The sequence below is a fragment of the Variovorax sp. 10L426 genome, from assembly GCF_056395305.1.
The window spans coordinates 227,194-247,532 of sequence record NZ_JBFTJF010000007.1 but is presented as its reverse complement, the minus strand read 5'-3'; the positions used below and the strand labels follow the sequence as shown (position 1 = coordinate 247,532).

The window sequence follows — 20,339 nt, the reverse complement described above, 5'->3', positions numbered from 1 at the left end:
AGTGAGTCTTCTCGAAGTCCACGGCCTCAACAGCTACTACGGGGATTCGCACATCCTCTTCGACGTGGCGCTTCGCGTCGAGAAGAACGAGGTCGTCGCCTTGCTCGGGCGCAATGGCGCTGGCAAGAGCACCACCCTCAAGAGCCTGATGGGTGTCGTCACGCCGCGCGCGGGCTCGGTGAAGCTCGACGGTATCGAGCTCGCAGGCCGGAAGAGCCACGCCATCGCGCGCTGCGGCATGCAGCTCGTGCATGAAGAGCGACGGATCTTCGGTAGCTTGAACGTCGAGGAAAACCTCATCCTTGCGGGATTGACGGCAAAGGGCCGCTGGCCGCTCGCGCGCATCTACGAGATGTTTCCGCGCCTGAAGGAAAGGCGGGAAAGCCGCGGCACCGATCTCTCCGGCGGGGAGCAGCAGATGCTCGCCATCGGGCGAGCCCTGATCCGCGATCCGAAGATCATCCTGCTGGATGAGCCGTTCGAAGGTTTGGCCCCGGTCATCGTGCGCGATCTCATGGAGGCCTGCCGGGAACTTGCCGCTGCGGGGCAGACCATCGTCCTCGTCGAGCAGAACCTCGCCGCCACGCTCGCCCTCGCCCAGCGCGTGTACATCATCAACAACGGCCACATGGCCTATGAAGGCTCCGCGCAGGATCTGAAGGCCCAACCCGCGATTCTGCAGCGCCATCTGGGCGTCTGAACCGCCAAGGATGCGGTGGTCGCGCGACCGACAACCCGGCGCAACTTGAGCCTTTCCGGCCAATGTATCCACGCGTAAACGCCGATTGCGGGGAGTCCGCCTCGTAATCCCCTGCAAAGCCGACAACCATGCGCCGGGGCCAACGCAAGTTGGCCGGTCTTCCTAGAATGTCTGCCCTATCCCGCAAGGCATTCATGACACAGGGCTCCATCCGGATTCGCGGTGCACGTCAGCACAATCTCCAGAATCTCGACCTCGACATCCGCACCGGCGAGATGACGGTGGTCACCGGCCCGAGCGGTTCGGGCAAGTCGAGCCTGGTGTTCGACACGCTTTACGCCGAGGGCCAGCGCCGCTACGTGGAGACTTTCTCGGCCTACGCGCGGCAGTTCCTCGACCGCATGGACAAGCCGGCCGTCGACAAGGTCGAAGGCGTGCCGCCCGCCATTGCGATCGACCAGACGAATCCGGTGCGTTCCTCGCGCTCGACCGTCGGCACGATGACGGAACTCAACGACCACCTGAAGCTGCTCTTCGCGCGCGCGGCGCAGCTTTTCGACCGTCAGACCGCGTTGCCGGTGCGGCACGATTCACCTGATTCGATCTACGTCGAACTGGTCTCGCGCGCCACCGCAGCGGGCGATCCGCGCGTGGTGCTGACCTTTCCGGTCGAACTGCCGGCCGGCACCAGCGCGGACGAAGTGACGCAATGGCTGTCCGCCAGCGGCTTCACGCGGGTGCAGGCCGAGCGGGACGTCGCGACACCGACCGGGCCGCGCAAGGTGCTCGACGTGGTGGCCGATCGCTTCCGCGTGGCCGGCGCCGAAAGGGCGCGCGTGGTGGAAGCGATCGAGGTGGCGCTCAAGCGCGGCAGCGGACGGCTGACGGTCTACGCGCTGTCGGCGGAAGAGGGTGCGGACCCGGACATCTGGAAGTTCTCGACCGGCCTGCATTGCCCCGAGAGCGACATCCGCTACACCGACCCGATCCCGTCGAAATTCTCTTTCAACTCCGCAGTGGGCGCGTGCGAGACCTGCCGTGGCTTCGGCCGGGTGATCGGTGTCGATCTCGGCCTCGTGATCCCGAACGACAAGCTCACGCTGCGCGCCGGTGCGATCAAGACCATCCAGACCCCCGCCTGGAAAGAAGCACAGGACGACCTCATGCGCCACGCCGAAGTCGCCGGCATTCCACGCGACACGCCGTGGAACAAGCTGACCGACGAGCAGAAGCATTGGGTGATCGAAGGCACCCCCAACTACAAGGAAGGCAACTGGAACAAGCAGTGGTATGGCGTGCGCCGCTTCTTCGCCTACCTGGAGAGCAAGGCCTACAAGATGCACATCCGCGTGCTCTTGTCGAAGTACCGCAGCTACACGCCATGTCCGACCTGCGCGGGCGCGCGGCTCAAGCTCGAAAGCCTGCTGTGGCGCATCGGCAGCAAGCAGGATGCCGACGCCGTGCTCGACCCGGCGAAGCGCTTCATGCCGGTGGGCGCCAAATGGTCGCGGGAGCAGCTGGAAGCGCTGCCCGGCCTCTGCCTGCACGACCTGATGCTGCTGCCCATCGAGCGGCTGCGGCGCTTCTTCGACGGGATCGAGAGCCACGGCAGCGGAGCCACCGCGAACGAAGGCGATGTGCAGGCGCTCAAGCTGCTGTTCGAAGAGATCACGACGCGGCTGCGCTACCTGCACGATGTCGGCATCGGCTATCTCACGCTCGACCGGCAAAGCCGCACGCTGAGCGGCGGCGAGGTGCAGCGCATCAACCTCACGACCGCGCTCGGCACGTCGCTGGTCAACACCCTCTTCGTGCTCGACGAGCCCAGTATCGGGCTGCATCCGCGCGACATGAACCGCATCACCGAAGCCATGCTGCGCTTGCGCGACGCGGGCAACACGCTGGTGGTGGTCGAGCACGACCCGGCCGTCATGCTGGCCGCCGACCGCGTGATCGACATGGGCCCCGGCCCCGGCGTGCGCGGCGGACAGGTGGTGTTCGACGGCAGCACCGACGCGCTGCGCGACGCCGAGACGCTGACCGGCCAGTACCTCGGCGGACGCAAGCAGATCGGCATGGGTTTCCGCCGCATGGTGAGCGAGAACACGCCGCGCCTCATCCTGGAAGGCGTGCGCGAGCACAACCTGCAGAACGTGACGGTCGAGTTGCCGCTGTCGCGGCTGGTGTGCATCACCGGCGTGAGCGGATCGGGCAAGTCGACGCTGGTGCAGGATGTGCTCGCACCGGCGCTGATGCGGCATTTCGGCAGGGCGACTGAATCGCCGGGCGCGCATGACCGTCTGCTGGGCGCCGATCACCTGAGCGATGTGGTCTTCGTCGACCAGTCGCCGATCGGCAAGACCGCGCGTTCCAATCCTGCGAGCTACGTGGGCGCGTGGGACGCGATTCGCGAAATCTTCGCCACGGCTGCGCTGTCGCGGCAGCGTGGCTACACCGCGTCCAAGTTCAGCTTCAACAGCGGTGACGGGCGTTGCCCGACCTGCGGCGGCTCGGGTTTCGAGCACGTCGAGATGCAGTTTCTCTCCGACGTCTACCTGCGCTGCCCCGATTGCGACGGCAAGCGTTATCGCCCCGAGATTCTCGAAGTGAAGATCGAGCGCGCGGGCCGCAGCGTCAACGTGGCGGACGTGCTCGACCTCACTGTCGCCGAAGCTACAGCGGCTTTCGAGGCCGATCGCGACGTGCTGCGCATGCTGCAACCCATCGTCGACGTGGGGCTCGATTACGTGAAGCTCGGCCAGCCGGTGCCCACGCTCAGCGGCGGCGAGGCGCAGCGCCTCAAGCTGGCGGGCTTCCTGGCCGAGGCGGCAAAGAACGGCAGCGCCAGCAAGCAACCGCTGGCGCGCAAGGGCACGCTGTTCCTCTTCGACGAACCGACCACCGGCCTGCACTTCGACGACATTGCGCGGCTGATGCGCGCGTTGCGCAAGCTGCTCGATGCCGGGCATTCGCTCGTCGTGATCGAGCACAACCTCGACGTGATCCGCGCCAGCGACTGGCTGATCGACCTGGGCCCCGAAGGCGGGGAGGGTGGCGGGCAGATCGTGGCTGTCGGCACGCCGGAGCAGGTGCGCGAGAACCGCGCGTCCCTCACCGGCGCAGCGTTGGCGGACTACGAACTCGCAATCGGCCCCGGTGCCTACAAGGTGGCGGAACGCGCGGCGCGGTCCTACGCTGCACGTGCGCAACCGACGGCGGGGCGCGACGCGATCCAGATCGTCAATGCGCGCGAGCACAACCTCAAGCATCTTTCGGTCGACATCCCGCGCGGCAAGTTCAGCGTGGTGACCGGCGTGAGCGGCTCGGGCAAGTCCACCCTGGCCTTCGACATCCTTTTCAATGAGGGGCAGCGGCGTTACCTCGAATCTCTGAACGCCTATGCGCGCAGCATCGTGCAGCCGGCCGGCCGGCCGGAAGTGGATGCGGTGTACGGCATTCCGCCGACCGTTGCGATCGAACAGCGGCTGTCGCGCGGTGGCCGCAAGAGCACGGTGGGCACGACCACCGAGGTGTGGCATTTCCTGCGGCTGCTGTACGTCAAGCTCGGTATCCAGCATTGCATCCACGAAGGCGCTGCCGTTCAGCCGCAGACGCCCGACAGCATCGCGGCGCAACTTCTGAAGAACTTCAAGGGCCAGCACATCGGCCTGCTGGCGCCGCTGGTAAGCAACCGCAAGGGTGTCTACACCGAACTGGCCGACTGGGCGCGGCCGCGCGGCTACACCCACCTGCGGGTCGACGGCGAGTTCTTGCCGACGACGAATTTCCCGCGCATCGATCGCTTCAAGGAGCACAGCATCGAGCTGCCGGTGGCGAGCCTCGATGTGCTGCCCGCGCAGGAAACCGAGCTGCGGCAAGCGCTGACGCGCGCGCTGGAACACGGCAAGGGCGTGGTGCATGTGCTGAGCGATCTCACCGGACTGCGCGGCGCGATGATGGCCGGCGCGCCGACCGTCGGCATCGGGCGTGCACATGTGTTCTCGACGCTGCGCGCGTGCCCGGTGTGCAGCACCAGCTATGCGGAACTCGATCCGCGCCTGTTCTCGTACAACAGCAAGCATGGCTGGTGTCCCGACTGCGTGGGCACCGGCGTCAGGCTCACGAAGGAGCAGCGCAAGGTCTACGACGATTCGGTGATGGCCGATGACCAGAAGGGGCGCGAGCAGACCTTCGCCGAGCCGGAGGCTGAAGACGTCGGCGACGTGGCGTGTCCGACGTGCGCGGGCACGCGGCTCAACGCCACGGCGCGCGCCGTGAGTTTCGGGACATCGGACGTGGACGGCAACGGCGGCATCGGCATCACCGAACTGGCGCGCATGAGCGTGAGCGACATCCGCGTGTGGTTCGAAGGCTTGCGGTTGGCTGGCCGCGAAGCCGAGATCGCGCGCGACCTTGTGCCCGAGATCAAGAGTCGTCTCGAATTCCTCGAAGAGGTTGGGCTGGGCTATCTCACGCTTGACCGTGGCGCGCCGACCCTGAGCGGTGGCGAGGCCCAGCGCATTCGACTTGCCGCGCAACTCGGCAGCAACCTGCAAGGCGTCTGCTATGTGCTCGACGAGCCGACGATCGGCCTGCATGCGCGGGACAACCAGATCCTGCTGGACGCGCTCCACAAGCTGGGCGACAAGGGCAACACGCTGGTGGTGGTGGAGCACGACGAGGACACCATCCGCCGTGCCGATCACATCATCGACATCGGTCCGAGCGCGGGCAAGCGCGGCGGGCGACTGGTGGCGGAGGGCACGGTTTCCGATATTCAGAGCGCGGCCGATTCGCAGACGGGTCGCTATCTCCGCGATGCGATCAAGCATCCTTTGCAGGCGCGGCGTCCGGTGCCTGCGCCTGAACCGGGAGCGCCGGGCTGGCTCACGGTGGGCGGCGCCGATCTTCACAACCTGCAGGACGTGACGGTGTCATTGCCCTTGCATCGGCTTGTGGCGGTGACTGGCGTCAGCGGCTCCGGCAAGTCGACGCTGGCGCGTGACGTGCTGCTGGCCAACGTGTATGCGGTGGTGGTTCAACGCATGACCAAGGCGGGCCGCGATGCTGACGCCGCCGGCAAGCACCCTGCCTGGGCCGGGTGCAGTGCGGTCGAAGGCTACGAGACGATCGACCGCGTGCTGGAGGTCGACCAGACGCCCATCGGCAAGACGCCGCGCAGTTGCCCGGCGACCTACATTGGCTTCTGGGACACGATCCGCAAGCTGTTTGCCGACACGCTCGAAGCCAAGGCGCGCGGCTACGGGCCGGCGCGCTTCAGCTTCAACACGGGCGAGGGCCGCTGCCCCGGCTGCGACGGCGCGGGCGTGCGCACCATCGAGATGAGCTTCCTTCCGGACGTGAAGGTGCCGTGCGAGGTCTGCCATGGCGCGCGCTTCAATCCCGAGACGCTGGCGGTGAGCTGGCGCGGAAAGAGCATTGGCGATGTGTTGCAGATGGAGGTGGATGAGGCGGTCGAGTTCTTCGCGTCGATGCCCAACATCAGCCATCCGCTGCAGTTGCTCAAGGATGTGGGGCTGGGCTATCTCACCCTGGGTCAGCCTTCACCGACGCTCTCCGGAGGAGAGGCGCAGCGTATCAAGCTGGTGACCGAACTCAGCAAGGTTCGGGACGATGTCACGCGGCGCGGCAACAAGGCGCCGCATACGCTGTATGTGCTCGACGAGCCGACGGTGGGGTTGCACATGGCGGATGTGGAGAAGCTGATCCATGTGCTGCACCGGTTGGTGAACGGCGGTCACAGTGTGGTCGTGATCGAGCATGACCTGGACGTGATCGCCGAAGCTGATTGGCTGATCGATCTCGGTCCCGAAGGTGGCAATTCCGGTGGGCGTGTGGTGGCTGCCGCACCGCCGGAAGAAGTGGTGCGGCTGGGCACGCACACGGGGGTTGCGCTTGCGCCGGTGCTGGCGCGGTCGCGCGAGAAGCACGTGGTGTTGACCTTGCCCGTGCAGGACGCGCAGCCCGCGGCGGTGCGGCGCGAGGCTTGATGGTGAGTTGTTCCGGTGGGGGGGCCGCCCGGTATGCGGTGCGGGCTGTGCGACCCCGCTGCGCCGGCCCTTCGGGCTTCCCTGCAGTGCTCGCCTCAGGCGGGGTCCGCGTGAAACTCGCTGCGCTCAGACACACGCGGCCCTGATCCGCCTGAGGCTGCGCGCTTCGGCGGCGCAGAAGGGTCGCACAGCCCGCACCGCATACCGGGCTCCGGGGGTGTTCAGGCGCTACGCTACATACATGCTCACGATCTACAACGACCGCCACGCGGTCCACCACGGCAAGTTGGAGATGTTCCGCGGCGAACTCGTGCCGTGCTTCGAAATACCGGCCCGTGCCGACTACGTCCTGCAGGAACTGAAGCAGCGCAAGCTCGGCGCGATCGAATCGCCGGATGCATTCGACGATGCCGCCGTCGCCCGCGTCCACGCACCGCGCTATCTCGATTTCCTCGCCCACGCTTGGAGCGAGTGGGTCGCACTCGATCCGGCCAATGCCGAGCGCGATGCACTGCCTTCGTACTGGCCGATTCGCACCTTCCGTTCCGACGTGCTGCCGGCCAGCTTCCCCGCGCGCATGGGCTTGTTTTCCTATGACGCGGGCACGCCACTCACCGCCGGCACCTGGGAAGCCGCACGCGCGGGCGCTTGTTGCGCGCTGACCGCTGCCACGCGCGCGCTGCAAGGCGAGCGCGCCGCGTTCGCGCTCACACGGCCACCGGGACACCATGCCGGCGCGGACTTCTTCGGCGGTTATTGCTTCCTCAACAACGCGGCCATCGCCGCGCAGGCGTTGCGCGATGCGGGCGTCGATCGTGTCGCAGTGCTCGACATCGACTATCACCACGGCAATGGCACGCAGGCGATCTTTTACGAGCGCGCCGATGTGCAGTTCACCAGCATCCACGGCGATCCTCACACCGAGTACCCCTACTACCTGGGCTACGCGGACGAGCGCGGCGTCGGCGAGGGGCTGGGCTTCAACCGCAACCTGCCGCTGGCGCGCGGCAGTGGCTTCACGGTCTGGCGTGATGCATTGAAGAATGCGCTGCGCGGCATCGCCGAGTTCAAGCCCGGCGCGCTGGTCGTGTCCTTGGGGCTCGACACTTTCGAGGGCGATCCGATTGCGGGCTTCACGCTCGCCACGCCTGACTACCTGTGCATCGGCGAGGATCTGGCGCGCGCCGGCCTGCCGACGGTTTTCGTCTTCGAGGGCGGCTATGCGGTGGCGGAGGTGGGCGCCAACGCCGTCAATGTGCTTGACGGCTTCATGCAGCACGCGGGCTGAGCGCCCGCGTCCCGTTGGCGTTGACTACTGCTTGCGCGCCGCGACGGCCTGCTCGGCCTTCGCCACCAGGTCGTTGCCGACGGTCGCCTTCCACTTGGTGTAGACCGGCCGCGTGGCCTTGACGAAGGCCTCGCGTTCCGTCGGCGTCAACTGGGTCACCGTCACGCCCATGCCGGCGATGTCCTTGAGCACCGGCTTGTCGGTACCGGTCAGTCCCTTGCGGGCCAACGCGATGTTCTGTTTGCCGGCGTCGACTGCGGCCTGACGGACGATCGCCTGATCGGTCGGCGACCATGAGGCCCAGATTTCCTTGTTGACGACGAACACCAGCGGATCGCAGACGTAGCCCCAGGTGGTCACGAACTTCTGGCCGACGGTCTGCATCTTGAGCACGGTGAACAGGAACAGCGGGTTCTCCTGGCCGTCGACAGCGCCGCTGGCAAGCGCGGGTTGCGCGTCGGCCCAGCTCATCTGCGTCGGGTTGGCGCCCAGTGTGCTGAACATGTCGGAGAAGATCGGCGAGCCGACGACGCGGATCTTCATGCCTTTCAGATCCTCGGGGGACTTGATGGGCTTCTTGGAGTTGGTGATTTCGCGGAAGCCGTTCTCACCCCATGCCAATGGCACCACGCCCGATTTGTCGAGGGTCGCGAAGATCTCCTTGCCAACCTCGCCTTGCGTCAGCGCATCCACGGCCGCATAGTCGGGCATGAGGAAGGGCATCGAGAAGAGGTTGAGCTGCTTGACCTGCGGGGACCAGTTGATGGTCGAGCCTACGGCCATGTCGATCACGCCTTGGCGCAATGCGCTGAACTCGCGCGTCTGGTCGCCCTGGATCAGCGACACGCCGGGGTAGAGCTTGATGTTGATGCGGCCTTGGGTTCGCTCTTTCACCAGGTCGGCCCAGATGCGGCCGGCTTCGCCCCACGGTGTCGGGGGGCCTAGCACCAGCGACATCTTGTATTCGGCCTTGTAGGTCTGCGCGGGGGCAGCTACGGAGAAGCCGCCCAACGCGGCAGCAACGGCCAGGATGCCGAGCAGGGAACGACGGAATTTCATGGGTCAGGTCTCCTTTGGGTAATTCGTTTGGAAGGGTGGGGGCGTCTGTTGGGGGGCCGCCCGGTATGCGGTGCGGGCTGTGCGACCCCGCTGCGCCGGCCCTTCGGGCTTCCCTGCAGTGCTCGCCTCAGGCGGGGTCCGCGTGAAACTCGCTTCGCTCAGACACACGCGGCCCTGATCCGCCTGAGGCTGCGCGCTTCGGCGGCGCAGAAGGGTCGCACAGCCCGCACCGCATACCGGGCTCCGTTGTTGGCGACGAATGCGCGCGCCTCGAACGTCGACAGCCTGCGCGTTGGTCACGGCGATGGCGGCGGACAGTCCACCCCCACCCTTTCCGCGATGGCGGGCGGTGTGCGCTGGGGCGGCCGTTGAGGCACCGCCGAGCAGCGCAGCGGTACGCGGATCAGGGCCGCGCGTGTTTGAGCGAAGCGAGTTTCGCGCGGACCCCGCGTACCGTGAGCAGCGCAGGGGAGCCGCGAAGCGGCCGGTGACGTCGGCCGGCCCAGCGCACACCGCCCGCCATCGCCAACCACACCCTTCCTGCACAAGCATTCCTAGTACCCCAACTTCCGCGGCAACCACAACGCCAGTTCCGGCCAGATGATGACGGCCACCATCACAAGGAACATGGCGAACAGCATCCAGCCCACCCACCGCACGGTCTCTTCCATGCGCACATTGGCAATGCGGCAAGACACCATCAGGTTCACGGCCAGCGGCGGCGTGAACTGACCAAGCGCAACCTTGAGCGTGAGGATGACGCCGAACCAGACCGGATCCCACTTGTAGTGCTGCACGATCGGCCAGAGCAGCGGCACGAAGATCAGGAAGATCGACACACCGTCGAGGAACATGCCCACGGTGATCAGCAGCAGGATCAGCAGCGACAGCACGCCGTATTCACCAAGCCCCGAATTCACGATCGCGCGTGTGACGGGATCGATCACGCCCAGTGTCGACAACGAGTACGCAAAGATGCCCGCCAGCGACACCACCAGCAGGATCACCGCCGACAACTCGCCCGACTCGCGCAGGATCATGAACAGGTCCTTGACCTTGATCGTGCGATGGATCGCCATGCCGACGAAGAGGCCGTAGAACACCGCCACCACCGCCGCTTCTGTCGGCGTGAAGAGGCCTGCGCGCATGCCGCCGAGGATCAGAACCGGCGCCGCCAGGCCCCAGGTCGCTTCGCGGAAGCTCTTCCAGAACGGCGGGCGCGGGAGGCTCGATTCGAGCGCGCCCATCTTGTGCTTGCGTGCCAGCCACACTGCCGGAACGATCAGCGCAATGCCGGCCAGGATGCCCGGCACCATGCCCGCGGCGAACAGCGCGGGCACCGAAGCACCTGGCACCAGCACCGAATACACGATGAAGGCCACCGAGGGCGGGATCAGGATGTCGGTCGCCGCCGCTGCGCCGACCACGCTCGCCGAATACGCATCGGGATAGCCGGCACGCGACATCGCCGTGATCATCACCGCACCGACTGCCGCCGCATTGGCCGGGCCCGAACCCGAGATGCCGCCGAGGAACATCGCCACGACGATCGCCACCAGGGGCAGCATGCCGGGCCCGCGACCGACGATGGCGATCGCGAAGTTGACCAGCCGCAGCGCCACGCCCGAGCGGTCGAAGATGGAGCCGACCAGCACGAACATCGGAATCGCGAGCAACGGATATTTGCCAAGACCGGCGTAGAAGTTCTGCGGTACGGCCAGCAGGCCGAACCACTGCGCGTCGCCGTTGGCCAGCGCAATGCAGGCCGCGCCCGCGAGCCCGAGCGCGGCGCCGATCGGCACGCCGACCAGCATCATCAGGATGAAGGCGACGAAGAGAAGGGTGGGGATCATCGGTCCACGTCCCTGTCATTCGACCCGTAGTTCGTCTTGCGGCCACGGCGGACGAACAGGCCCACGGCGCGCAGCGCGATCGCGAAGGACACGATCGGCAGCCAGATCGAATACCACCACTGCGGCACGCCGATGCCCGGCGAGGTTTCCTCGTAGCGGTAGTCGTCCCACACCACGCGCACGCTGAGTGCGGCGATCAGGAAGAACAGGACCGCCACCGTGGCAGCGCCGAACTGTGCGAGGCGCTTGCGGCGCGACATCGAGCCGCTTTCGGCGAAGTATTCGATTCGGATGTGCCTGTCACGCGCCACGGCGGCGGAGCCCGCGACCAGTGCCAGCAGGATCATGAGGAACACCGAGAACTCTTCCGTCCACGCGAAGGACGAATCGGTGAAATAGCGCACCAGCACATTGGCGAAGGTGATACAGGCCAGCAGGCCCATGATGATCACCGTCGCCCAGTCCTCGATGGCAAGCGGCACGCGCGTGGGTTCGTCGGCGGCTTCGAGTTCAGGGGGAATGGGGCTGGCGGCGTCCAGCACGGGGCCGGACTCGTTGGGAGTGGTCATCGGGATTGCGGGCAGATGAGGCAGAGGCCGTGTCACCGGGCGGACGCCGGGACGGGATCCGTGCACCTCGACAGCGAAGCGATGATGAATCGTAACGATCGATGACCACTTCGCTCATCGGGGGTTTCCTTAGCTGCCGCGCCTTTTCGCCGGTCTCCCTCCCGGCGAAAAGGCGCTATGCCAGGACCACTTGGGTCTTGAAGGGAAGTCGCCCGAGCGCTTGCTGCAATCGATCTTGCAGTTGCCCCGCGTGCGCGCCGACCGCCGCCGCATCGATGACCACCCGCAGCGCGTTCTCGCCCGCTGCCTGCACTTCGGGCCGCACAGCGGCATCGATGCCCAGCGCCGCGCAAGCTTCATCGACCATCGCGGCAGCCACCTTGCGCGCGGCCATCGCGCGCAGTTCGGGCTTGTAGATCTTGCCGACGTTGGTCATCGGCATGGTCTCGATCACGATCACCGCCTTCGGCTTGGCCGGCGCCTCGTCGACGTGCTCCGCCGTGAAGGCCAGCAGTTCGGCTTCGCTCGCCGATGCACCGGGGACGAGCGTCGCGAAGACCACCGGCAGTTCGCCCGCATAGGCATCGGGCGCACCGACCGCTGCGCACAACTGAACGGCCGGGTGCGCGCCCAGCGCATCTTCGATCGTCTTCGGATCGATGTTGTGGCCACTGCGGATGATCAGGTCCTTGGACCGGCCGCTCAGGTTGAGCCGCCCTTCGCTGTCGAGCCAACCCAGGTCGCCCGTGGCGAGCCAGCCGTCGGCAGTGAATGCCTTGGCGTTGTCGGCCGGGTCGACGAAACCCGAGAACACGTTCGGCGACTTGAAGAGCACCATGCCTTGCTCGCCAGGTGGCAGGTCGCGATCGCTGGCGTTGCCGTTCTCATCGAGCGCCACGATGCGCAACTGCGAATAGGGTAGGCGGAAGCCGACGCAGCCGGCCGGCCCGATCACGCCCGGCGGCGTGATGGTCGAGATGCCGGCCATCTCGGTCATGCCGAGGCTTTCATGCACGTGCAGTCCGAACAGGCGCTCGAAGCGAGCCGCGAGTTCCGGCGCCAGCACGGCGGCGCCGGTGCGGCAGTAGTTGATCGACGAGATGTCCGCGCCGTCGAGCGGCACGTTGGCCAGCGCAGCCAGCACCGTCGGCACCGCCGACAGCGAGGTCGGCCGATACTTCTCGACCAGCCGCCAGTAGTTGGCGAGCACCTCCTTGTTGCGCAGCAGGGTGGTGGTCGGAATGATCATTTCCACGCCCGCCGAGAGCAACGCAAGCGAGGCCGGCAGCACGCCCGCCACATGGAACAGGGGGTAGCCGTTGATGGCGGCGTCCTTCGGACCCTGGCCGGTGATCTGGATGCTGGCCCACGCCGTGAACACCTGCGCGCCGTGGCTGTGCCGTGCGAGCTTGGGCGCGCCGGTGGTGCCGCCGGTGTGGAAGTACGCCGCGATGTCGCCGGGCTGAATGTCGCGCCCGCTCACCAGCCGGTCGGCGGGCTCCTTTGTGCGCAGTGCGTTGAAGTCGGCCACGCCCTCTGGGAGCGGACCGGCGCTGCCAGGCACTTCGTCGTGCGGTGCCACGCGCAGGACGGTGGTGAGCGTGGGCACCTGCGAGCGCAGCCGCATCGCCTTGGACCACATCCCCGAATCGGACTCGGCGCCGTACGCGATCAACACCTTGGCGCACCCCGCCGTCATCAGCGAGACCAGCTTCTCGTCGGTCAGGAGCGGGTTGAGCGGCTGCGCGATGCCCGCCGCCGCGCCGCCCCAGAGCGCGAGGTGGTATTCGAGGCATGCCGGCAGCAGCACCGCCACTGCATCGTCCGGACCGACGCCGAGATCGTGCAGCAGGTTCGCGGTCTGGTGGATGCCGGCCAGCAGCTCGGCATAGGACCAGCGGATCGGTTCGTCGGCGGGATTGCCCGTGCGCAGGAAAGTCAGTGCCGGTTTGTCACCGAAGGCCGCGCCCGAATTGCGGAAGATCTCGTACGTGCTGCGGACCGTCAGCGCCTTGCTCAACGGCGTTTCCTCGAGCTTGCGGATATCCGCCATGCTGCGGACCGGGAATGCCTGGCTGAACGGCGCAGCAGTGGGCATGGCTGTCGTGTTCATGACAGTTGTCTGCCGAGTTCGATGTAGCGCTGCAGATGATGGTCTTCGTCGCCGAGTTGATGGTCGATCATCACGAGCCGCTTGGCATAGTGGGCCAACGGCAGTTCCCAGGTCATGCCGATGCCGCCGTGCATCTGGATGCTCTCCTGCGCGACCAGCGTGCCGATGCGGCCGATGCTGAATTTCGCAGCCGACAGCGCACGTTCTCGCGTGAGCCGGTCCGAATCGATGACCGCTGCGGCATTGATCACGGCCGAGCGTGCCTGCTCGATCTCCAGCAGCAGGTCGGCCATGCGGTGTTGCAGTGCCTGGAAGCTGCCGATGAGCATGCCGAACTGCTTGCGTGTGCGCAGGTATTCGAGCGTGGCGGTCTTCGCCGCCTCCATGGCGCCGAGGGCTTCGGCGCACAGCGCGAGAACACCGCGGCCGACCGCGCGCTCGAGCGTCGCGAAGCCCTGGCCTTCGGCACCCAGCAGCGCATCGGCGCCGAGCTTGACATGGTCGAAAGTGAGTTCGGCCACGCGGCCGCCGTCGATGCCGGGGCAGCCGCGCACCTTCAGGCCCGGTGTGTTCGCGGGAACGAGGAAGAGCGAGATACCGGCTTCGTCATCCACGGCGCCCGAAGTGCGGGCCGAGACCACGAAGACCCCGGCCTGCTCGCCCTGAGCCACCACCGCCTTGGCGCCGTCGAGCACCCAGCCGTCGCCGCTGCGCACAGCGCGCGTCTGCACGCGCGAAAGTTCATAGTGCGATTCGGGCTCGTCGTGCGCGAAGCCTGCGACGGTGGTGCCGGCGACGATGTCCGCGAGCACGGCCTTCTGCGCGTCGTTGCCAACGGCAGCGATCGCCTCGCCGGCCATCACGGCGCCGAGCAGCGGTTCGACCACAAGGCCGCGACCGAGCGCCTCGAAGACCACGGCGACATCGAAGCCCGCGCCGCCGAAGCCCCCGTCGGCCTCCTTGAACAGCGCGCCGATCACGCCCAGCTCTGCGAACTGTTGCCAGATTTCGGTGCTGTAACCGTGTGCCGATCGTGCAATGCGGTCGCGCGTCTCGAAGCCGTACTGTTCCGCGATGAAACGGTTCAGGCTGTCGGCCAGCATGCGCCGGTCTTCGGTGTGTTCGAAGTTCATGGCAGTTCTCTCAGAGTCCCAAGATCATCTTGGAGATGATGTTTTTCTGGATTTCGTTGGAGCCGCCAAAGATCGACAGCTTGCGGTTGTTGAAGTAGCGCGCTGCCGCGGACGCGGCATAGGCTGGGCCGAAGGGTTCGGCGTCGAAGCCTTCCTTCAGCGCCTCGGCGACGAAGGGCCGTGCATAGGCGCCCATCGCGCGGCGCGTGAGCGACGAGATCTCCTGCCGGATCTCGGTTCCGCGGATCTTGAGCATCGAACTTTCCGCGCCCGGCACGCCGCCGCCGGCCACGGCAGCGATCACGCGCAGGTTGGTCGTCTTCATGTTCTCCAGGTCGATCTCGACGCGTGCCATGCGTGCAGCAAAGGCCGGATCCTCCGCGAGCGGGCGGCCGTTCTTCGTCTGCTTCGCGGCAATCTTCTTGAGCTGTTCCATCGCCGCGACCGAGAAGCCCACGCCCGCGATGTTGGTGCGCTCGTAGGTCAGCAGGTACTTGGCGCAGGTCCAGCCCTTGTCTTCCTCGCCGACGAGGTTCTCCGCCGGCACGCGCACGTCCGAGAAGAACACCTCGTTGACTTCGTGCTCGCCGTCCAGCGTGATGATCGGCCGCACCTCGACGCCGGGCGACTTCATGTCGATCAGCAGGAAGCTGATGCCTTCCTGCTTCTTGGCCTCGCGGTTGGTACGCACCAGGCAGAAGATCATGTCGGCGTGCTGGCCCAGCGTGGTCCAGGTCTTCTGGCCGTTGACGATGTAGTGGTCGCCCTGCGCGTCGTGCCCGCGCACGGCCTGCGTCTTGACCGCGGCGAGGTCGGAGCCCGCGCCCGGCTCCGAGTAACCCTGGCACCACCAGTCGGAGCCGTCGAGAATGCGCGGAAGCCAGTGGCGCTTCTGCGCTTCGTTGCCGTACTTGATCAGCACCGGGCCGAGCATGTTGACGCCGAAGGGCACGATGCGCGGCGAATGGGCCAGCGCGCATTCGTTCTCGAAGATGAACTTTTCGACGGCGGTCCAACCCGGGCCGCCGTACTGCTCGGGCCAATGGTTCGCGAGCCAGCCGCGTTCATTCAGGATGGCGTGCCATTCCTGCATGTCGGCCTTGCTCAGGTGCTTGCCGGTGGCGACCTTGTCGGAAAGCCGCTTGGGCAGCTTGGCAGCCAGGAAGGCGCGCACCTCGCTGCGGAAGGCTTCCTCTTCGGGCGTGAATTTCAGGTCCATGCCGGACTCCTCAATGAATCAACAGATCAATAGATTTCGAACAGGCCCGCCGCGCCCATGCCGCCGGCGATGCACATCGTCACGACTGCGTACTTCGCGCCGCGACGCTTGCCTTCGATGAGCACATGCCCCGCGAGGCGCGCGCCCGTCATGCCGAAGGGGTGGCCGATGGAGATCGCGCCGCCATTGACATTGAGCCGCTCCGACGGAATGCCGAGCTTGTCCTGGCAGTAGATCGACTGCGAGGCGAAGGCTTCGTTGAGTTCCCACAGGTCGATGTCGCTCACCTTCAGGCCGTGGCGCGCCAGCAGTTTCGGCACCGCGAACACAGGGCCGATGCCCATTTCGTCGGGCTCGCAACCGGCCACAGCGAGGCCGCGGAATGCACCCAGGGGTTTGAGGTTGGCGCGTTCGGCTTCCTTGGCTTCCATCAGCACGCAGGCCGAGGCGCCGTCGGAAAGCTGCGAGGCATTGCCTGCGGTGATGAACTTGTCCGGGCCCATCACGGGTTGCAGCTTGGCGAGCGCGTCGTAGGTGGTGCCGCGGCGATTGCAGGTGTCGTGGTCGATCGTCACTTCGCGCTGCGTGACTTCCTTGGTGTCTTTGTTCGTTTCGGCCATCGTGGTGGTGCAAGCCACGATCTCGTCCTTGTAGCGGCCGGCGATCTGCGCCTCTTCGGTCTTGCGTTGGCTTTCGGCGGAGAAGCGGTCCTGCGCCTCGCGGCTGATGCCGTAGCGCTGCGCCACGATGTCGGCGGTCTCGATCATCGCCATGTAGAGCGCGGGCTTGTGCTCCACGATCCACGGGTCCATGCCGCTGTCGCCGGTGTCGGTCGCGCTGCGGGTGCGGATCTGCGAGATGCTCTCCACGCCGCCCGCGATCATGGCCGGCGCGCCGTCCACCACGATGCGCCCCGCCGCCATCGCGATCGCCTGCAGGCCCGATGCGCAGAAGCGATTGACCGTGGTGCCGGCGATCGAGATCGGCAGTCCCGCGCGGATGATGCTCTGGCGTGCGATGTTGCGGCCCGTCGTCCCTTCGGGGTAGCCGCAGCCGAGGATCGCGTCCTCGATCAGCGCGGCATCGATGCCCGCGCGCTCCACCGCGGCCTTCACCGCGAAGGCGGCCAGCGTGGGGCCGGGCGTGATGTTGAATTCGCCGCGGTGCGCCTTGGTGAGCGGGGTGCGGGCGGTGGAAACGATGACAGCTTCGCGCATGGTGATTGGCTTTCAGTCTTGATTGAGGCTTGCGAAATCGGCGCCGCGTTCGACCAGGTCGACCAACAGCGGGGAGGGCTTCCAGAACACCGGGTCCTGCTTGGCAAACTCGCGGATGTCGGCCAGCACCTTGGCAAGGCCTACGGTGTCGGCGTACTTCATCGGGCCGCCGCGATGGCGCGGAAAGCCGTAGCCGTAGAGGAAGGTCACGTCGACGTCGAGCGGCCGCAGCGCGATGCGCTGGTGCACGACATTGGCGCCCTCGTTGATCATCGCGGCCATGTAGCGGCGCATGATTTCCTCGTCGGTGAAGCTGCGCGGCGTGATGCCCGCGCGCTGGCGCTCGGTGTCGATGATGGCGAGCACTTCGGGGTCGGGCGTGCCGGTGCGCGCACCTTCGGGATAGAGGTAGTAGCCACGCTGCGTCTTCTGGCCGAACCAGCCGCGCTCGCAGATGCGGTCGGCCACTTGCACGTAGCGGGCCTTCGGGTCGCGCGTCGCAGCTTTGCGCTTCCGCGTGGCCCAGCCGATGTCGCCGCCGGCGAGGTCGGAGACCTGGAACGGGCCCATCGGATAACCGAAGTCACGCACCGCCTGGTCGATCTGGTAGGGCGATGCGCCGTCTTCCATCATGTGGTCGGCCGCCTGGCGATAGACCGCGAGGATGCGGTTGCCGATGAAGCCGTCGCACACACCGGCGCGCACCGGCACCTTCTTGAGCTTCTTGGCGAGCTCGAAGCCGGTCGCGACCACGTCGGCGCTCACCTTGGCGGGCACCACGATCTCCAGCAGCTTCATGATGTTGGCCGGCGAGAAGAAGTGCAGGCCCACCACGTCGGCGGGGCGTGAGGTGCTTGCGGCGATCTCGTCGATGTCCAGGTAGGAGGTGTTGGTGGCGAGCACCGCGCCCGGCTTGCACACGCGATCGAGCTCGGCGAAGACGGCCTTCTTGACGCCCATCTCTTCGAAGACGGCCTCGACCACGATGTCGACCTTCGCCAATGCGTCGTAGGAGGTCGAGCCCGAGAAGCGCGCCATGACGGCGGCCTTGGCTTCGGGCGTCATGCGTCCCTTTTGGATGAGGCCGTCGTAGACCTTCTCGACATTGGCGCGGCCGCGTGCGAGCTGGGTCTCGTCGCGCTCGATCATCGTGACCGGGATGCCCGCATCGAGCATGGCCACCGCGATACCGGCGCCCATCGTGCCGCCGCCGACGATGCCGGCGGAGTCGAGTTGCCGCGGCTTGGCGGCCTTGGTTTCGGGCGCCTTCAGCACTTCGCGCTCGGCAAAGAAAGCGTGGATCAGGCCGGCGCGCTGCGGGCTTTCGATGCATTGCATGAACAGCTTGCGTTCGAGCGCCATGCCTTCGTCGAAGGGCAGCGAGAGCGCGCCCTCGACGGCTTCGACGATCTTCATCGGCGAGAAGAGGCCGCGGCTTTTCCTGGCGGTGTCGGCACGGGCGGCTTCGAGCGCGGCGCGGCTTGCTTCGGCATCGGCCAGGGCTTGTGCGTCCCGCGTACGGCGCACGGGTGCCTTGGCGGCGACGAGTTCCTTGGCGTAGGCGAGGCCTTCCGCCAGCGCATCGGCGCCAACGCCCTGCCGGTCGATCAGGCCGAGCGCCAGCGCTTCCTTGGCACCGGCGTGGCGGCCGCTCAGCATCAACTCGATGGCCGGCTTCACGCCGATCAGGCGGGGCGTGCGTTGCGTGCCGCCGGAGCCGGGGATCAGGCCGAGCGCCACTTCAGGCAAGCCCAGCTTGGCCGAAGGCACGGCGAGCCGGTAGTGCGCTGACAGCGCGATCTCCAGGCCGCCGCCGAGCGCGGCGCCGTGGATCGCGGCCACCACAGGCTTGGTGCAGTCTTCGATGCGCTTGCAGACCTCGGGCAGCGACGGCGGCTGTGGCGTCTTGCCGAACTCGCGGATGTCGGCGCCGGCGATGAAGTTGCGTCCCGCGCCCACGATCAGCACCGCGGCAGCGCCGCTGTCGGCCTCGGCCGCCTCGATCGCGGCCACCAGGCCCCGGCGGACATCGACGCCGAGTGCGTTGACAGGAGGGTTGTCGACGGTCACCACCATCACGTCGGCATCGCGGCGGAAGGTGACGGGCAGGGGAGCAGAAGAAGATGAGGAAGCGGCCATGCTGTATGTGTCTCCGAAGGCGAACTTGGCATTCTTCATCCGGCGTGCCGCTTTGACAATTGCATTGCTCGTTGACAGACTGTCAAAGAATTTTTGACAAAATGGCGCCCAAGCCATGGACTTGCAATCGCTCACTCTTCTCGTCGAAATCCTGGATGCCGGCAACCTCAGCGAGGCCGCGCGCCGGCTCAAGATGAGCCGCGCCAACGTCAGCTACCACCTGAACCAGCTGGAACGCTCCGTCGGCGCGCAGCTCGTGCGTCGCACCACGCGACGCGCCGAAGCGACAGAGATCGGCCTGCGCCTGTACCAGCACGGCATCGCCATCCAGGGCGAACTCATGGCGGCGAGGGAGTCCGTCGCCACGCTGGGCCAGAGCCTGCTGGGCAGCGTGCGCCTGAGCGTGCCCAGCGGCTACGGGCAGCTCGTGATGTCCGAATGGCTTCTCGACTTCAAGCGGCAGTACCCGGGCATCGTGCTCGACGTGCTGTTCGAGAACCGCATCCAGGATTTGCTGCGCGACGAAGTCGACATCGCGATCCGCGTGATTCCCGAGCCGCCGCAGAACCTGGTCGCGCGCGAACTCGGGCCGGTGCGCTACGTGGCCTGTGCGTCGACCGACTATGCGAAGCAACACGGCCTTCCGACGCAACTGGACGCGCTGCAGGGCGCGCCGCTGATCACCGCCGCCGTGATCGGTCGTCAACTGCGCGTCTCCGCCTACCAGGGCGAGGAGCGGCGGGAAGTGGTGCTCGAGCCCACGCTGATCTCGGAGAACTTCCTCTTCCTGCGGCAAGCCATCCTCGCCGGTCTCGGCGTCGGGCTGGTGCCCGACTATGTGGTGAACGACGACGTCAGGCGCGGCGACGTCATGACCACGCTCGACGACTGGCGACTGAGCATCTTCGGCACGCAGATGTACATGCTCTACATGCCGAACCGGCAGCACACGCGGGCGACGCGCACCTTCATCGATTTCATCCTGGAGCGGGCGCGCGGTGCGCGGCCCGTCGATGCGACGGGCGCTCGCACTTAGAA

12 protein-coding genes are annotated in these 20,339 nt (G+C 66.6%); 4 read left to right on the top strand and 8 right to left on the bottom strand.

The window, feature by feature from the left end:
- Window position 1 precedes the first annotated feature (1 nt).
- The 3 genes from AC1DHL_RS12885 to AC1DHL_RS12875 all read left to right on the top strand — a co-directional run bounded on the left by AC1DHL_RS12885 (window position 2) and on the right by AC1DHL_RS12875 (window position 7,999).
- Entirely contained in the window at window positions 2-700 is a 699-nt protein-coding gene (locus AC1DHL_RS12885) for an ABC transporter ATP-binding protein (protein WP_478104661.1), read from the top strand.
- 194 nt (window positions 701-894) lie between these two features.
- A complete protein-coding gene (uvrA, locus tag AC1DHL_RS12880; RefSeq protein WP_478162211.1) occupies window positions 895-6,711 on the top strand; it encodes an excinuclease ABC subunit UvrA in 5,817 nt (1,938 codons plus the stop codon).
- A 241-nt stretch (window positions 6,712-6,952) separates the two neighbouring features.
- A complete protein-coding gene (locus AC1DHL_RS12875; RefSeq protein WP_478105995.1) occupies window positions 6,953-7,999 on the top strand; it encodes a histone deacetylase family protein in 1,047 nt (348 codons plus the stop codon).
- Between the two features lie 24 nt (window positions 8,000-8,023).
- On the opposite strand, the gene AC1DHL_RS12870 is transcribed toward AC1DHL_RS12875, so the two are convergent.
- The 8 genes from AC1DHL_RS12870 to AC1DHL_RS12835 form a co-directional block, all read right to left on the bottom strand.
- Window positions 8,024-9,058 (bottom strand): DctP family TRAP transporter solute-binding subunit, encoded by a 1,035-nt coding sequence (locus AC1DHL_RS12870; RefSeq protein WP_478162210.1) that lies wholly within the window; start codon window positions 9,056-9,058, stop codon window positions 8,024-8,026.
- A gap of 554 nt (window positions 9,059-9,612) precedes the next feature.
- Complete coding sequence (locus AC1DHL_RS12865) at window positions 9,613-10,911, bottom strand: TRAP transporter large permease (protein ID WP_478104442.1); 1,299 nt, start codon at window positions 10,909-10,911, stop codon at window positions 9,613-9,615.
- Window positions 10,908-11,480: a TRAP transporter small permease gene (locus AC1DHL_RS12860; RefSeq protein ID WP_478104443.1), complete on the bottom strand. Its 573-nt coding sequence runs from the start codon at window positions 11,478-11,480 to the stop codon at window positions 10,908-10,910. The genes AC1DHL_RS12865 and AC1DHL_RS12860 overlap by 4 nt, the downstream gene beginning before the upstream one ends.
- A gap of 175 nt (window positions 11,481-11,655) precedes the next feature.
- Window positions 11,656-13,533 (bottom strand): acyl-CoA synthetase, encoded by a 1,878-nt coding sequence (locus AC1DHL_RS12855; RefSeq protein ID WP_478162251.1) that lies wholly within the window; start codon window positions 13,531-13,533, stop codon window positions 11,656-11,658.
- Between the two features lie 56 nt (window positions 13,534-13,589).
- The gene (locus tag AC1DHL_RS12850; RefSeq protein ID WP_478162209.1) at window positions 13,590-14,726 is read right to left on the bottom strand and encodes an acyl-CoA dehydrogenase family protein; all 1,137 of its coding nucleotides are present in this window, start codon (window positions 14,724-14,726) and stop codon (window positions 13,590-13,592) included.
- 10 nt (window positions 14,727-14,736) lie between these two features.
- Complete coding sequence (locus tag AC1DHL_RS12845; protein ID WP_478162208.1) at window positions 14,737-15,945, bottom strand: acyl-CoA dehydrogenase family protein; 1,209 nt, start codon at window positions 15,943-15,945, stop codon at window positions 14,737-14,739.
- A 26-nt stretch (window positions 15,946-15,971) separates the two neighbouring features.
- Window positions 15,972-17,162: an acetyl-CoA C-acyltransferase gene (locus AC1DHL_RS12840; protein WP_478162207.1), complete on the bottom strand. Its 1,191-nt coding sequence runs from the start codon at window positions 17,160-17,162 to the stop codon at window positions 15,972-15,974.
- Window positions 17,163-17,174: 12 nt separating this feature from the next.
- Window positions 17,175-19,301 carry a 3-hydroxyacyl-CoA dehydrogenase NAD-binding domain-containing protein gene (locus tag AC1DHL_RS12835; protein ID WP_478162206.1) on the bottom strand — a complete coding sequence of 709 codons (2,127 nt, stop codon included), beginning with the start codon at window positions 19,299-19,301 and terminating at the stop codon, window positions 17,175-17,177.
- A 115-nt stretch (window positions 19,302-19,416) separates the two neighbouring features.
- On the opposite strand from AC1DHL_RS12835, the gene AC1DHL_RS12830 reads away from it, so the two are divergent.
- The gene (locus AC1DHL_RS12830; protein ID WP_478162205.1) at window positions 19,417-20,337 is read left to right on the top strand and encodes a LysR family transcriptional regulator; all 921 of its coding nucleotides are present in this window, start codon (window positions 19,417-19,419) and stop codon (window positions 20,335-20,337) included.
- Window positions 20,338-20,339 lie beyond the last annotated feature (2 nt).